The 13,502-nt window shown below is 45.2% G+C and carries 13 protein-coding genes and 1 pseudogene; 6 read left to right on the top strand and 8 right to left on the bottom strand.

Annotated features, from left to right (window positions below):
* Together QTN94_RS18400 and tal are read right to left on the bottom strand one after the other, a co-directional pair.
* On the bottom strand, window positions 1-188 hold a 188-nt coding region (locus tag QTN94_RS18400; protein WP_331428465.1), incomplete at its 3' end, for a hypothetical protein.
* A gap of 83 nt (window positions 189-271) precedes the next feature.
* Window positions 272-1,222, bottom strand: a complete 951-nt coding sequence (gene tal, locus QTN94_RS18395) for a transaldolase (protein WP_331418756.1) — start codon at window positions 1,220-1,222, stop codon at window positions 272-274.
* A 451-nt stretch (window positions 1,223-1,673) separates the two neighbouring features.
* On the opposite strand from tal, the gene QTN94_RS18390 reads away from it, so the two are divergent.
* Window positions 1,674-2,654: a sugar-binding transcriptional regulator gene (locus tag QTN94_RS18390; protein WP_138970657.1), complete on the top strand. Its 981-nt coding sequence runs from the start codon at window positions 1,674-1,676 to the stop codon at window positions 2,652-2,654.
* Between the two features lie 56 nt (window positions 2,655-2,710).
* Here the strand turns inward: QTN94_RS18390 and QTN94_RS18385 are convergent, their stop codons facing one another.
* Genes QTN94_RS18385 through moeA form a run of 4 tightly spaced genes read right to left on the bottom strand, consistent with a single transcriptional unit; the run spans window position 2,711 to window position 5,896 of the window.
* Window positions 2,711-3,553 carry a sulfurtransferase gene (locus tag QTN94_RS18385; protein WP_331428464.1) on the bottom strand — a complete coding sequence of 281 codons (843 nt, stop codon included), beginning with the start codon at window positions 3,551-3,553 and terminating at the stop codon, window positions 2,711-2,713.
* Between the two features lie 9 nt (window positions 3,554-3,562).
* Window positions 3,563-3,874 (bottom strand): hypothetical protein, encoded by a 312-nt coding sequence (locus tag QTN94_RS18380; RefSeq protein ID WP_138970655.1) that lies wholly within the window; start codon window positions 3,872-3,874, stop codon window positions 3,563-3,565.
* 27 nt (window positions 3,875-3,901) lie between these two features.
* The gene (moeB, locus tag QTN94_RS18375) at window positions 3,902-4,651 is read right to left on the bottom strand and encodes a molybdopterin-synthase adenylyltransferase MoeB (RefSeq protein ID WP_331428463.1); all 750 of its coding nucleotides are present in this window, start codon (window positions 4,649-4,651) and stop codon (window positions 3,902-3,904) included.
* A gap of 9 nt (window positions 4,652-4,660) precedes the next feature.
* On the bottom strand, window positions 4,661-5,896 hold the full coding sequence (moeA, locus tag QTN94_RS18370) for a molybdopterin molybdotransferase MoeA (RefSeq protein WP_331428462.1): 1,236 nt from the start codon (window positions 5,894-5,896) through the stop codon (window positions 4,661-4,663).
* Window positions 5,897-6,057: 161 nt separating this feature from the next.
* Here moeA and folE point away from each other — a divergent pair, with 161 nt between their 5' ends.
* Together folE and dbpA are read left to right on the top strand one after the other, a co-directional pair.
* A complete protein-coding gene (folE, locus tag QTN94_RS18365) occupies window positions 6,058-6,711 on the top strand; it encodes a GTP cyclohydrolase I FolE (RefSeq protein WP_006880173.1) in 654 nt (217 codons plus the stop codon).
* Window positions 6,712-6,821: 110 nt separating this feature from the next.
* The gene (dbpA, locus tag QTN94_RS18360) at window positions 6,822-8,198 is read left to right on the top strand and encodes an ATP-dependent RNA helicase DbpA (protein ID WP_138970652.1); all 1,377 of its coding nucleotides are present in this window, start codon (window positions 6,822-6,824) and stop codon (window positions 8,196-8,198) included.
* 69 nt (window positions 8,199-8,267) lie between these two features.
* On the opposite strand, the gene msrB is transcribed toward dbpA, so the two are convergent.
* Together msrB and QTN94_RS18350 are read right to left on the bottom strand one after the other, a co-directional pair.
* On the bottom strand, window positions 8,268-9,404 hold the full coding sequence (msrB, locus tag QTN94_RS18355) for a peptide-methionine (R)-S-oxide reductase MsrB (RefSeq protein ID WP_331428461.1): 1,137 nt from the start codon (window positions 9,402-9,404) through the stop codon (window positions 8,268-8,270).
* A gap of 147 nt (window positions 9,405-9,551) precedes the next feature.
* The gene (locus tag QTN94_RS18350; RefSeq protein ID WP_331418432.1) at window positions 9,552-10,754 is read right to left on the bottom strand and encodes an aromatic amino acid transport family protein; all 1,203 of its coding nucleotides are present in this window, start codon (window positions 10,752-10,754) and stop codon (window positions 9,552-9,554) included.
* Between the two features lie 594 nt (window positions 10,755-11,348).
* On the opposite strand from QTN94_RS18350, the gene QTN94_RS18345 reads away from it, so the two are divergent.
* The 3 genes and pseudogenes from QTN94_RS18345 to QTN94_RS18335 all read left to right on the top strand — a co-directional run.
* On the top strand, window positions 11,349-11,612 hold the full coding sequence (locus QTN94_RS18345; protein WP_331418438.1) for an ACP phosphodiesterase: 264 nt from the start codon (window positions 11,349-11,351) through the stop codon (window positions 11,610-11,612).
* Window positions 11,613-11,647: 35 nt separating this feature from the next.
* Window positions 11,648-12,766: pseudogene (locus QTN94_RS18340) on the top strand (DEAD/DEAH box helicase); the annotation flags it as partial.
* A 91-nt stretch (window positions 12,767-12,857) separates the two neighbouring features.
* Window positions 12,858-13,502 (top strand): transposase (locus tag QTN94_RS18335; protein WP_331428460.1); only part of this gene is annotated, 645 nt, incomplete at its 3' end.

Raw genomic sequence — 13,502 nt, 5'->3', positions numbered from 1 at the left:
CGGTCGCGATCTGCCCATTCTGGGTTAGCTGGGTTGTGATTTAGGTGTGAACGCCAAAGAACTTCAGCGATATCAGCCATACCCATAGGTGCGCCTGGGTGGCCAGAGTTAGCTTGTTGTACACCATCCATGCTTAGAGCGCGGATTGCATTTGCTAGATGCTTTCTTGATTGAAGAGAGTGATCCATAATAAATACCGATTAATAGATTGTTTCTTAAGAAAGGATAATAAGAGGGGAACGCAAACGTTCCCCTCTAGAAATTCTGGTGATTAAAGCTTCGCTTCAATCATTGCTTCAAGTTTGCCTTGGTCTACTGCGAAGTTGCGGATACCTTCTGCAAGCTTCTCAACAGCCATTGGGTCTTGGTTGTGTTCCCATAGGAACTCAGCGTGAGTCATTGCTGCTGGACGCGCTGCTGAACCTTTAGAATCAACTAGCTTCTCAACGACTTCACCTTCAGCTGCTTCAAGCTCTGCTAAAAGAGCAGGAGCGATAGTCAGACGGTCACAGCCAGCTAGCTCAAGGATCTCACCGATGTTACGGAAGCTTGCGCCCATGACGACAGTGCTGTAGCCGTACTCTTTGTAGTAGTTGTAGATCTTAGATACTGACAACACGCCTGGGTCTTCTTGTGCTTCAAAGTCACGACCTTCTTTCGCTTTGTACCAGTCCATGATGCGACCAACGAATGGAGAGATTAGGAATACGCCAGCTTCAGCACATGCGCGAGCCTGAGCGAAAGAGAATAGAAGAGTAAGGTTACAGTTGATGCCTTCTTTTTCTAGGATTTCAGCGGCACGGATGCCTTCCCAAGTAGACGCTAGCTTGATAAGGATGCGATCGTTAGTGATGCCTGCATCGTTGTACATTTTAACTAGCTGGCGTGCTTTTGCTACGCTGCCTTCCATGTCGTAAGAAAGACGTGCATCAACTTCAGTAGAGATACGACCTGGAATGGTTTTAAGGATTTCTTTACCGATGTTTACCGCTAGCATGTCACACGTATCTTGTACTTGCTGTGCTTTATCAGAGCTTTGAGATTTTGCGTATTCGATAGAAGCGTCGATTAGAGGCGCGTACTCTTCGATTTGAGCGGCTTTAAGAATCAGAGAAGGGTTAGTCGTTGCGTCTTCTGGCTGGTATTTTTTGATTGCATCAATTTCACCAGTATCAGCGACTACAGTCGTTAGTTTACGAAGTTGCTCTAATTTGTTGCTCATTTCGATCATCCTATTTCATTGGGCTCCCAGATCACGACATGATATGGGGATGCAATTGCAAGCGAGTTAAGTAATAGTCGATTTTTCCGCTAAGGACAACTCAGCTTACTTAACCTAAATAATTTTCAACGTATGAACATTTGTTGTGAACATTTGCTCGAACGCTGAGTAAATGATGGGTTCATAATTATCTTATAAAGATAGAAAGTCAATTGCCGAATGAGCTTTTAAGTGATGTTCATCAAGTATTTTTTTCAAACCTGACTGGTGGCAGGATAACTAAACGTTTGCCAAGAAGCAGTAAGGGTTCAAGCTAGTGTATGAAGGATAAAAAACGCGCTGAGAATTTGTAATTTCACTGAGCAAATGTTGCCAAAATGGCGGGTTGTGACATATGCTACGGCTGTGAGCACATGTTAGGTGCGATTTATTTGGTTTGGAAAATACACCAATGAACAAATCTCAGAATGACATTTCGGATGACAACGCAGATCTACTGACTGAAATCTCAGTGGCCTACTATCAGGATGGTGCGACACAAGAGGAGATTTCGAAGAAGTTCTCTGTCTCACGTGCCAAAGTTGGTCGGATGCTAAAGCAGGCCAGAGACGAAGGTATTGTGGAGATCACGGTCAAATATCACCCAGTTTTTAGCGCTAAAATAGAACAACGTCTTATCGAACGATTTGGTGTTAAGCGTGCTTTGATCGCCTTGGATCAACCAGTTGAAGAGCAACAGCGTCAGCAGGTTGCGGGTCTAGTCTCGAAATATATGGCGAGCTCGATTCAAAACGGTTCTGTTGTGACCGTGGGGCAGGGACGCAATGTCTCCGCTGTAGCGCACCATGTCGGCGTTATTCCGCAAAGAGACGTTAAATTCGTATGTGGTATTGGTGGTATCCATCCACGTGGGGGGATGTTTAATGCCGACCACATCTGCCGTCAATTTGCCAAAAGCTATGGCGGAACCTCAGAAACATTGTATGCGCCAGCTTACGCGGAGAACCGAGAACAGAAGCTCGCCTTTATGCAAAACGCAACTGTCAAACAAACCTTAGACTTGGCACGTAAAGCTGATGTTGCCTTGGTCGGTATTGGTGACATGAGCGAAAACAGTTATATGGTTGATCTTGGGTGGTTTACTGCCGAGGAAGTTGTTCAATCAAGGATGCAACAAGGGGTGGTTGGCGATTTTGCTGGTTACGATTTCTTTGATATACATGGTCAATCCGCCACAACCGTGATGAGTGATCGAGTGATCGGGCTGAGCATTGACGAGTTTCGACCGATTTCGCAGGTTATCGCCATTGCAGCAGAAAACAGTAAACCGCTTGCGCTACTTGGAGCGTTGCGAACTGGAGTGATTGACGTGATCGCCACAAGTGTGAGCAATGCACTCACCGTGCTAAACCTTGATGAGCAAATGAAATAACAAAAAGGCAGCTAAGGCTGCCTTTTATAATCTCAACAAAACGGATGTATAAGCGGTTATTTGCTAGTTGTGGCTATAGGCAAATCGCTGTTTGCGCCCCATTCTGTCCATGAGCCATCATAAACGGCGAGATTACGATAACCACAAAGATAGGCTGCAAGCAGTACAATGCAAGCGGTGACACCAGAGCCACAGCTAAAAAGTGTTTGAGCCGCATCTGTTGAGAGCGTCGGCTGTAAAATCTGTTTAAGTTGTTCGACTGGCTTTAACTTATGTTGATCCATTAGCTGTGCAAAAGGCTGACAAACTGAATTGGGGATATGACCACTGCGTAAGCCTGGACGTGGCTCTGCTACTTCACTATCGAAGCGTGCTTTGGAACGAGCATCGACGGTTAGGCTCGCATCATTATCGATTTGTTGAACCACATATTGTGCGTCGACAAAGTAATCCGGATTCAGCTTACCAGAAAAGTTACCTTTCGCTGTTGGAGCTAAATAACGTGTCGTCGTATCAAATCCACACGCTTTCCATTCAGTCAGACCGCCATCGAGAATGTAGACTTGCTCATGTCCCATCGCACGTAACATCCACCATGCTCTTGGCGAAGCAAAAGTGCCACTGTTGTCGTAAACAACAATTACAGAGTCATTATTCAAACCTAGATCCTGAGCTAAGTGATTAAAACGCTCTTCGGTTGGCATCATGTGCGGGAGACTAGTGTCTGGATCGCAAAATACCGCGTCGTAATCAAAACGGCGTGAGCACGGGATTAAGTTCGTTTTATCCTTCTCAACTTCTCCGGGGATCTGGAAATCAATACTGGTGTCTAAGATAACTAAGCGATTATCGCTCATCTGTTGTGCGAGCCATTGGGGGGTTACGAGTGGTGACATCAAAAATCCTTTTTATTGTGCTGCGGTGCAGCGAATCAATTGATACGACATGGAATCTGACAACAACGTTTGTTGCTGCTGAATAATTACCTGAGATAGACGGGGACAGTCAATATTTGCAGGAACTTGAATCAACAGTTGTTGCTGAGATTCAGTGGTAACATTTAAAAAACGACGATTGCCATCCAGTGACTGGGTGACCGTTTGTGAGTCAACTACCGCTCGGACTTCCGTCGACGGACGATCTTGCATTAGCCACGTCAAAACATAGAGTGCCAGCGCACCAAGCAACAAGGTAGCGATAAAGCCTTTGGGATGATTCATCGTCAGCACTCTACCACTACCTTACTTCTAGTGACACACAGGACAGTTTGGCATCTTCATTAAATTCATTTCACGCCAAGACATCGTCAATGCATCTAACATCAAGATCTTGCCTTTTTTCGGCGTGCCATAGCCAGAAATTACCTTAATTGCCTCCATCGCCTGAACCGCACCTATAATGCCGACAACCGGTGCCATGACACCAGCTTCAACACAACTCAATGCTGTATTACCGAACAAGGCGCTGAGACATTGATAACAAGGTTGTTGATCATCTTGGTAAGTAAACACGCTTACTTGCCCCTCCATGCGGATCGCAGCACCTGAGACTAGGGGCGTTTTATTTGCGTAGCAAAGGCGGTTTAACTGGTTGCGTGTTTCGACGTTGTCCGATGCATCAAGAACAAGAGTATGCTGTTCGATCAATTGTGATAGTTGTTGATCAGAAAGACGCTTATCGAAGGTGTTAACCGTAATATTGGGATTAAGCTCTCTCAGTGATTGAGCGGCCGAATCCACTTTTTTAACCCCGATATCTGAATCGTGGTGAAGAACCTGACGCTGTAGATTAGAAAGTTCAACCACATCGTCGTCGATGAGCGTTAACGTACCAACCCCCGCCGTCGCGAGATATTGAGTAGAAGCACAGCCAAGTCCTCCGGCGCCAAGAACGAGAATAGAACTCTGCTTGAGCGCTTCTTGACCGTCAAAGTCAAACTGCTTGAGAATGATTTGACGGTTGTAGCGGAGCATTTCTTGATCAGATAAGATCTCCAAGTGGCACCTCTAGTAAAGCGTCGGGTTAAATAGCTGGATGTTGACGGTTTCGCCAATCTCGACTCGTCCACGCTCTCGTTCAAGCACGACGAAGCAGTTGGCTAGACTCATCGATCTGAACGCACCTGAACTTTGGTTGCCCGTTGTTTCTACGACAAACTGACCATTCTCAATAGAGTAGATGCCACGTTGATAATCCGTGCGCCCTGGCGCTTTCTTAAAAGCACTGCGTGTTGTTGCTGGGATTGACTCTGGTGCTTTCCATTCGGTATGTCCTGCCAATTTTGCTAGTAGAGGTTGAACAAGAACATACATGGTTAACACGGCAGAGACAGGGTTACCCGGCAAGCCACAGAACCAAGCTGTCGATAGCTTACCAAACGCAAAAGGCTTACCCGGCTTGATTGCTAGCTTCCAAAAGCCGATTTGACCTAACTCTTGTAAGATATCTTTGGTGTAATCTGCTTCACCAACGCTGACACCACCGGAAGTCACAACCACGTCAGCCAATGTCTGCGCATGTTCAAACGTTGCCTTGAGGGTTTCTGGGCAGTCTGGAATGATGCCGAGATCAATCGCTTCACAACCGAAGTTTTCGATAAGAGGCTTAATACCATAACGGTTACTGTCGTAAATCTGACCTTCGGATAAGGTTTCACCTAAAGGACGTAGCTCATCGCCAGTGGAAAAAAACGCCACACGCGGTTTACGTACCACGCTAACCTGGCTAACGCCGAGAGTTGCGATCATTGGAATATCACGCGCAGTCAAACGAGCGCCTTTTGCTAGGACAATATCACCTTGCTTGATGTCATCGCCAGTTGGGCGAATATTGTTTTGCGGTTTTACGTCGGTTTGATTAAAGAGAATACCTTGCTCAGTAACTTGAGTGTTCTCTTGCATAATGACCGCGTCACAGCCATCAGGAATTTTTGCACCTGTCATGATACGAACACATGAACCGATTGGCCAATCGCCTTCAAACGGCTGACCCGCGAACGACTTACCAGCCATCGGCATGACATTGTGATTCGTTAAATCCGCGATACGAATGGCGTAACCATCCATTGCAGAGTTATCAAATGGCGGTACAAAAATAGGGGAGAGTATGTCTTCAGCGAGCACATAGCCGATTGCATCTGCTAAGGGAAGTTGTAACGTTGTTTGGATAGCTTCAATTGGCGATAACATTTTATCCATCGCCTCTTCGATCGGCATTAAGCCTGGTGCATCGCAGCAGCCCATATCAAAAATCCTAATTTACTATTATTTTTAGTCTAATGGTCAACACTCTATCATAGATAGCCATAGAGCAATAATGACCTCCAATAAAATATGGGTGTAATTATTCAAAAATCCGAGTATCCTTGTCAGCCATCCTAAAGGGGTAAATAAGAGGAAGTGGAATGTCAGGTCTTAGCGAATCCGCAAAGTTGGTCAAAGATGCGCTAGAGCAACGAGGATTAGAGACGCCGATGGCGCCAAACTCGTTCAGTCGAGAAGAGAAAAAAGAAAAGATTCAACACCATATGCGTGAAATTCTCTCTCTACTAGAGCTAGACCTTACTGATGACAGTTTAGAAGAGACTCCGCACCGTATCGCCAAAATGTACGTTGATGAGATTTTCTCTGGCTTAGATTACTCAAATTTCCCCAAGATTACTGTCATCGAAAACAAGATGAATGTCAGTGAAATGGTTCGAGTGAAAGACATCACAGTGACGAGTACCTGTGAGCATCACTTGGTGACAATTGATGGCCGTGCGGCGGTCGCTTATATTCCACGTGGAAAAATCATCGGCCTGTCTAAGATTAACCGCATCGTCCGTTTCTTCGCTCAGCGCCCTCAGGTGCAAGAGCGTATGACACAGCAGATCTTAGTCGCATTGCAAACCCTGCTAGAGTCAGATGATGTGGCAGTAACCATTGATGCAACCCATTACTGTGTTAAGTCACGTGGTGTTATGGATGCAACCAGTGAAACCACAACGACGGCATTAGGTGGCATTTTCAAGTCAAATCCAGCGACACGCCATGAGTTCCTGCACGGAATTCGATAGGACAAGCTGCGTCGGACTTACGAATTCAAAACCGCTTCCATTTCGAAGCGGTTTTTATTTTTTAATGCTGGGAGAACACTCCTTCCAGCCAATCCTCAAAGGATAAAACAGTGACAACTTCATTTAACACCCTTGAACTGAAGCCTGAATTGCTTGAAACGTTGGATAGCCTTGGCTACAAAGAAATGACGCCAATCCAACAGCAAGCTTTACCTCTCGTACTCAGCGGTAAAGACGTGATTGGTCAAGGCAAAACAGGTTCAGGTAAAACCGCAACATTCTCATTGGGCTTGCTGAGTAACCTCAATGTTAAACGCTTTCGAGTGCAAACATTAGTACTTTGCCCGACTCGTGAACTGGCTGATCAGGTTGCGAAAGAGATCCGCACCCTAGCGCGTGGTATTCACAACATTAAAGTACTTACCTTATGTGGCGGCCTACCAATGGGGCCACAGATCGGTTCACTTGAGCACGGCGCGCATATCTTGGTTGGTACGCCTGGTCGAATACTTGATCATATGTCTAAGGGACGCATTAGCCTTGATGAGTTGAATACACTCGTGCTGGATGAAGCTGACCGCATGCTTGAGATGGGTTTTGAAGAGGCGATTGATACGATAATTGCCGCTGCGCCAGCCGAGCGTCAGACTTTGCTGTTTAGCGCAACTTTCCCTAACAACATTGAGTCATTGGCTGCCAAAGTCATGGTTAAGCCGGAAATGGTCAAAGTTGAGTCAACACATGCAACGACAACCATTGAGCAACGCTTCTATCAATTAGACACGACTGAAGCGCGTGATGACGCACTGGAAGCCCTATTACTGACGCATAAGCCAGAGTCGTCGGTTGTGTTTTGTAACACGAAGAAAGAAGTGCAAAACGTAACGGATGAACTGAAACATCGTGGATTCAGTGTGGTTGAATTGCATGGAGATATGGAACAGCGTGAGCGTGAGCAAGCGTTGACCATGTTTGCCAATAAAAGTATCTCTATTTTGGTTGCGACCGATGTGGCAGCACGTGGACTAGACGTTGATAACCTTGATGCGGTTTTCAACTTTGAGCTTTCCCGTGATCCTGAAGTTCATGTCCATCGAATCGGTCGAACGGGGCGCGCTGGCTCAAAAGGCGTTGCATTTAGCTTCTACAGCGAGAAAGAACACTATCGAGTCGCACGTATTGAAGAGTACATGGACTTAGTTATCTCACCAGCTAAATTACCGGAAAAACCAATTGAGCGACCGTTTTACCCTAAAATGCAAACAATTCAGATTTTAGGCGGCAAGAAACAAAAGGTGCGCGCTGGAGACATTTTGGGAGCCTTGACTAAGCAAGCTGGCTTAGATGGTAAAAAGATCGGCAAGATTAATATCCTAGCAATGGTTTCATACCTAGCGGTGGAGCATGATATCGTCAAACCTGCGTTAAAACAGCTTACGACAGGCAAGATGAAAGGACGCAGTTTCAAAGCTCGTGTGATGAAGTAAGCCCTAATAGTGAGCTAAAAGCCAACCTATGTTCAGGTTGGCTTTTTTGCTAACGACGTTTGGATGGATTTAACTGTCGAACAGGTAGAGATAGTCGCCGTACCCCTCTTTTTCCAAATCTGCTAACGGAATAAACCTCATTGCTGCGGAGTTCATGCAGTAGCGCAGGCCTGTCGGCGCTGGACCATCTTTAAACACGTGCCCTAAATGGGAGTCCGCAAATCGGCTGCGAACTTCCGTTCGGGGATAGAGAAGGTGGTAGTCGGTTTTTGTGACAATGTAACCTTGATTTATCGGCTTAGTAAAACTTGGCCAGCCTGTGCCTGATTTATACTTGTCAGTTGATGAGAAAAGAGGCTCTCTAGAAACAATATCGACATAAATCCCAGCCTCTTTGTTATCCCAGTATTCATTGCTGAATGCGCGTTCTGTCCCTTCTTGTTGAGTGACGTAGTACTGAAGCTCAGTAAGCTTGTTCTTAATCGCAGACTGCGATGGTTTGGCATATGGTTTAACAATTTCAGCACTTATTTTATCGTCAATAAGCGCGCGCAGCGTTACAGGATTGTCCTGACGATCTTCGCCAAAAATCTCATCTAAATACTGATCGCGACCAGATGCGTAACGGTAGTAGTTGTAGCGAATTTTATTACGCTTGTAATAATCTTGGTGGTAATCTTCAGCCGGCCAGAACGCTTTGAATTCGATCAACTCGGTTTTCAATGGTTTCTTGAAAATACCTAACGCATCAATTTGCGCGATAAAGTTTTCGGCAATCTTCTTCTGTTCTTGGGTATGATAAAAAACAGCAGGGCGATAGTGGCGACCTCTATCGACAAAGGAGCCTTGATCATCCGTTGGGTCTATATGACGAAAAAACTGGTCGAGAACTTGCTCATAAGTGACCGTTTTAGGATCGTATTTAATGCTGATGACTTCAAGGTGCCCAGTCTTACCGGACGAAACTTGTTTGTAAGTTGGATTCTCAATATCACCACCAGCATAGCCAGAAATCGCATCGATAACGCCAGGCAGTTTTTCTAAATCGGATTCAGTACACCAAAAACAGCCTCCAGCCAACGTCGCTACGTCATAATCGTTTAAAGTTTTCGTGCCAGACATATTGCTATCTGCTGCGCCGAAAAAAGAGGTGAGCACGGCCACACATGCAACAGCGGAGAGGATAAACTTAAACTTCACTTTCATATTAACCTCGTAAATGGTTATCACTACTTGAGAATAGAACGGGCTATCAATGAGAAAATTACACAATTAAGTAATTATATTGGTTTGTTCTAAGGAAGGATCAAAAACGGCGCGAGTTATCGCGCCGTTTTTACTTAGAATCTGCCACTAACCCAAGCTTGGTAATACACCTGCGGTGATCAGTACCTGAGCTGTGACGATAACCACCCCAACACAACTGGTTACGATTAGGCCTACATTACCACCAAGTACTTGATAGCTTTGTGTCGAGGTCTGTTGACGAGCTTTTTTGACCATCAAAATGGGCAAAAAGATGGCCAGTACAACCAGTGCAATGGCGGCATACCCTAGCGCAGCAATAAAGCCCTGAGGGTAGAACAAGGCGAAGCCCATTGGTGGTAGAAATGTCACCAATCCGACCAATACGCGTGAACCACCGTTACCACTTTTATTGATCTTGTCGCCTAGGAATTCGAACAACCCGAGACTCACCCCAAGAAATGAAGTCAGCAGTGCCAAATCAGCGAAGATACCGATAGTTTGAGCCAGATTAGAGCGATGAACAGTGGTGGCCAGTGTCGAGATAAGTGAACTCAGTCCCTGATTTTCGAGTAGTTGAGACTGATTGACGACGCCCAGTGTGACGACTTGCCAGAAAACGTAGATCACCAACGGAATCGCAGAACCGATCAAAATGGCTTTGCGCAGTGAAGGCGTATGGCCATCTAAGTAGTTAACAATCGCAGGGATGCTGCCGTGGAAACCAAAAGAAGTGAAAATCACCGGAATAGCAGCGATCACTAGACCTTGTTCTACAGGCATACTTAGTAAATAAGATTCAGTGACATTCGGTGCTAAGAAAGTAAGCACCATTACCATCGCAATGATCTTAATTGAAAATAGTACTCGGTTAACTTTATCCACTGTCGCAGTGCCAATCGTTACCACTGCGGCGACTAATAGGGTAAACAACACAGTCGATGTTGTTGGTGAAATTTCAACACCAGAGAAAGTCGCAATACGCTCCGCAAACTGTGCGCCACCACCAGCAATGTAAGCTGCGCAAAGTGCATAGAATAGAAACATCATCGCAAAGCTTGCTACCCATTTCCCCTTGATGCCTAGAAATTGATTGGCCAGGGTGTGTAAGGTCGCATCTTGGTCTGCATGTTGATGTACTTCAATCATCAGCAAAGCGGTATACGCCATTAATGCCCATAGAGCGATCATAATGATAAGTGAAGTGGTGAAGCCTATACCCGCAGAAGCGAGTGGTAGCGCAAGCATACCAGCACCAATGGTGGTTCCAGCAATGATCAAAGTACTACCCAATACCTTTGATTTGTTCATTGTATATATTTCTTTACGTTTACCTGACTTTAGAAGAGGTTATGACTAACTGTTGTGTAATATCTAGTCATTAAGACTGACAATGTGACCATTTTGAAAAAGATCTTTGATAAAGACAAGTGTTTTGTACAAATAAATTACCATCAGTGTAATGCTATGTTTACATGCATGGGGTGGTTGTCGGGGTAATCGATTGCGTTGGGATAAAGAGCAAATCATAGTCAGAATTTACTTTCGCCTTTCAAAAAACTGTCATATAAGTGGTTTAAAAAGGAACCGAGAACCCGTATATTCAGGCTGAGACTTGAAAAACGTAGGTCTTGATAAGTGTTTTTATAAAGGAGGTCAGAATGAGTGACCAAACAATCAATGAAGAATGCCTTGAGCTGTTAGATGCCATGGAAATTGGCTTTGAACTCTCGGACTACGAGCAGTCAATTGAAGAGCTCGCCGAAGAGATTTTCAAATAACGATTCTTCAGTGACGATAAGTCTACTTAGGTAGCAACCCGAAAGAGCCAGTGCAATCGCGCTGGCTTTGTGCTTTCATAAGGGTATCAACGTAATCGGGCGACGATTCTGCACTCACTCGCTGATGCAAGTCATGAGTGAAGAGATGCGAGATGTTGTTCCGGATCGGTTTGTCACCGTCACACATGCTATGAGTGAGGGGCGTTGGTTACAGTCCTATCAGCACATCGAAAATATCGAGTTCGCATTACAGCGAATGTCACATCGTTCACCAAGAATGGTCACGCTGGTGGAGTGCATTCCCTATCTACGACAGAATTATCATCAACTGGATGAGTTATTTGCTCAGCTCTATCCACAGATACTAACTGCCAGCAAAAGTTTCTGATAGAATCGTCCGCCTTGCAATTATAGGTAACCCGCATGTCGATACAATTTGAAGCTCTTGGATTGGGCTCTACGCTTTTATCTACGCTAGATACACTAGGCTTTGAACAACCTACAGAAATACAAATTCAGGCTATTCCTCATGTTATTGAAGGAAAAGACGTCTTAGCGGGTGCTCAAACTGGCACGGGCAAAACCGCTGCATTTGGTCTGCCTATACTGCAAAGATTAATTGATTCGAATACCAAGCGTGATCCGCAGAGCAACGATGTTCGCGCATTGGTTCTGGTTCCTACGCGCGAACTTGCTCAACAGGTGTTCGACAATCTTACTCAGTATGCATCCAAGACAGATATCAAAGTGGTCGCTGTCTATGGAGGCACAAGTATGAATGTCCAAACCAGAAATCTTATGCAAGGATGTGACATTCTGATCGCAACACCTGGTCGCCTTATCGACCACATGTACTGCAAAAATATTAACCTCAATAAGACAGAATATTTAGTCCTCGATGAAGCGGATCGAATGCTGGACATGGGGTTTATGCCTGATATTAAGCGTATTCTTCAACGCTGCAATGCAAATCGACAGACTCTGTTCTTCTCTGCGACTTTTGATCAGAGAATTAAAACCACCGCCTATCTAATGCTTAATGAACCTGTAGAAGTACAGGTCTCTCCATCAAACAGTACCGCAGAGACGGTTAAACAGATGGTTTATCCAGTCGATAAGAAGCGTAAAGCAGAGCTTCTAGCGTATTTGATAGGCTCTAGAAATTGGCAGCAAGTTTTGGTTTTTACTAAGACAAAACAGGGTAGTGATGCTTTAGCGAAAGAGCTTAAGCTCGATGGAATCAAAGCGGCTTCAATTAATGGTGACAAGAGTCAAGGCGCGAGGCAAAAAGCACTTGATGATTTTAAATCAGGTCAAATTCGTGCTCTGATTGCGACTGACGTGGCGGCAAGGGGGCTCGATATTCATGAGCTTGAGCAAGTGGTTAACTTTGATATGCCATACAAAGCCGAAGATTACGTTCACCGAATCGGTCGTACGGGCCGTGCAGGAAAGGAAGGTTTCGCTGTTTCGTTAATGAGCCGTGATGAAGAGTACTTACTTCACGCGATTGAGCGCCTATTGGATGCCAAGTTGCCTAGGTTCATCGCGGATAAGTGGGAACTCAAAACAAAAACGGTAGAAAGTGATAGAGTTTTATAGCCAAACAAAACCTACACAAACTACCGTTTTCATGCCGAATAATACTTTCCTATCGTCATTCTGGGAGGGCTTTCAGATCGTAAAGTCTCATAAAACTGACTCATTAATATCTATCACCCTAATTCCTGACTCAGTTGCATGCTGCCCTTGCGGTAGAGCCTCTGAGTCTATCCACGATACTCAATGGCGAACGCTTAAAGAAGCGATGATCCTTGGCACACCTGTCGAGTTACTCGTCCAGACTCGACGTATCAAATGCTCTAGCTGTGGCATTAAAACCGAAGCCATCTCTTGGGTTAAGCCATACTCTCGCCTCACTAACCGGCTGATTGAATACATTGAAAAGCTACTACCACTTTTACCTATCAAGCATATTTCTGAGCTTACTGGAGTGCACTGGCACACCATTAAAGAGGTGGATAAGCAACGCTTAAAGCGTGTGGTTCCTGATGTTCCATGGAGTCAGTTGCGTCAAATCGTCATGGACGAATTTGCCATATTCAAGGGGCATCGTTATGCCACGGTTATCGCAGATGCACAAACGCACCAAGTGCTCTGGATTGGTCTAGGTAGAGCACGCAAGGACATACGTCCCTTCTTTGAAACTCTTGGAGAATACGCTCAAAATATCGAAGTTGTGGCAATGGATATGAACACAGCTTTTGACCTAGAAGTC

It is taken from the genome of Vibrio sp. M250220 (assembly GCF_036533795.1).
Taxonomy (GTDB): Bacteria; Pseudomonadota; Gammaproteobacteria; order Enterobacterales; family Vibrionaceae; genus Vibrio.
Note: the sequence above shows the minus strand (reverse complement) of the source record. Positions and strands in the feature narration are given on the sequence as shown.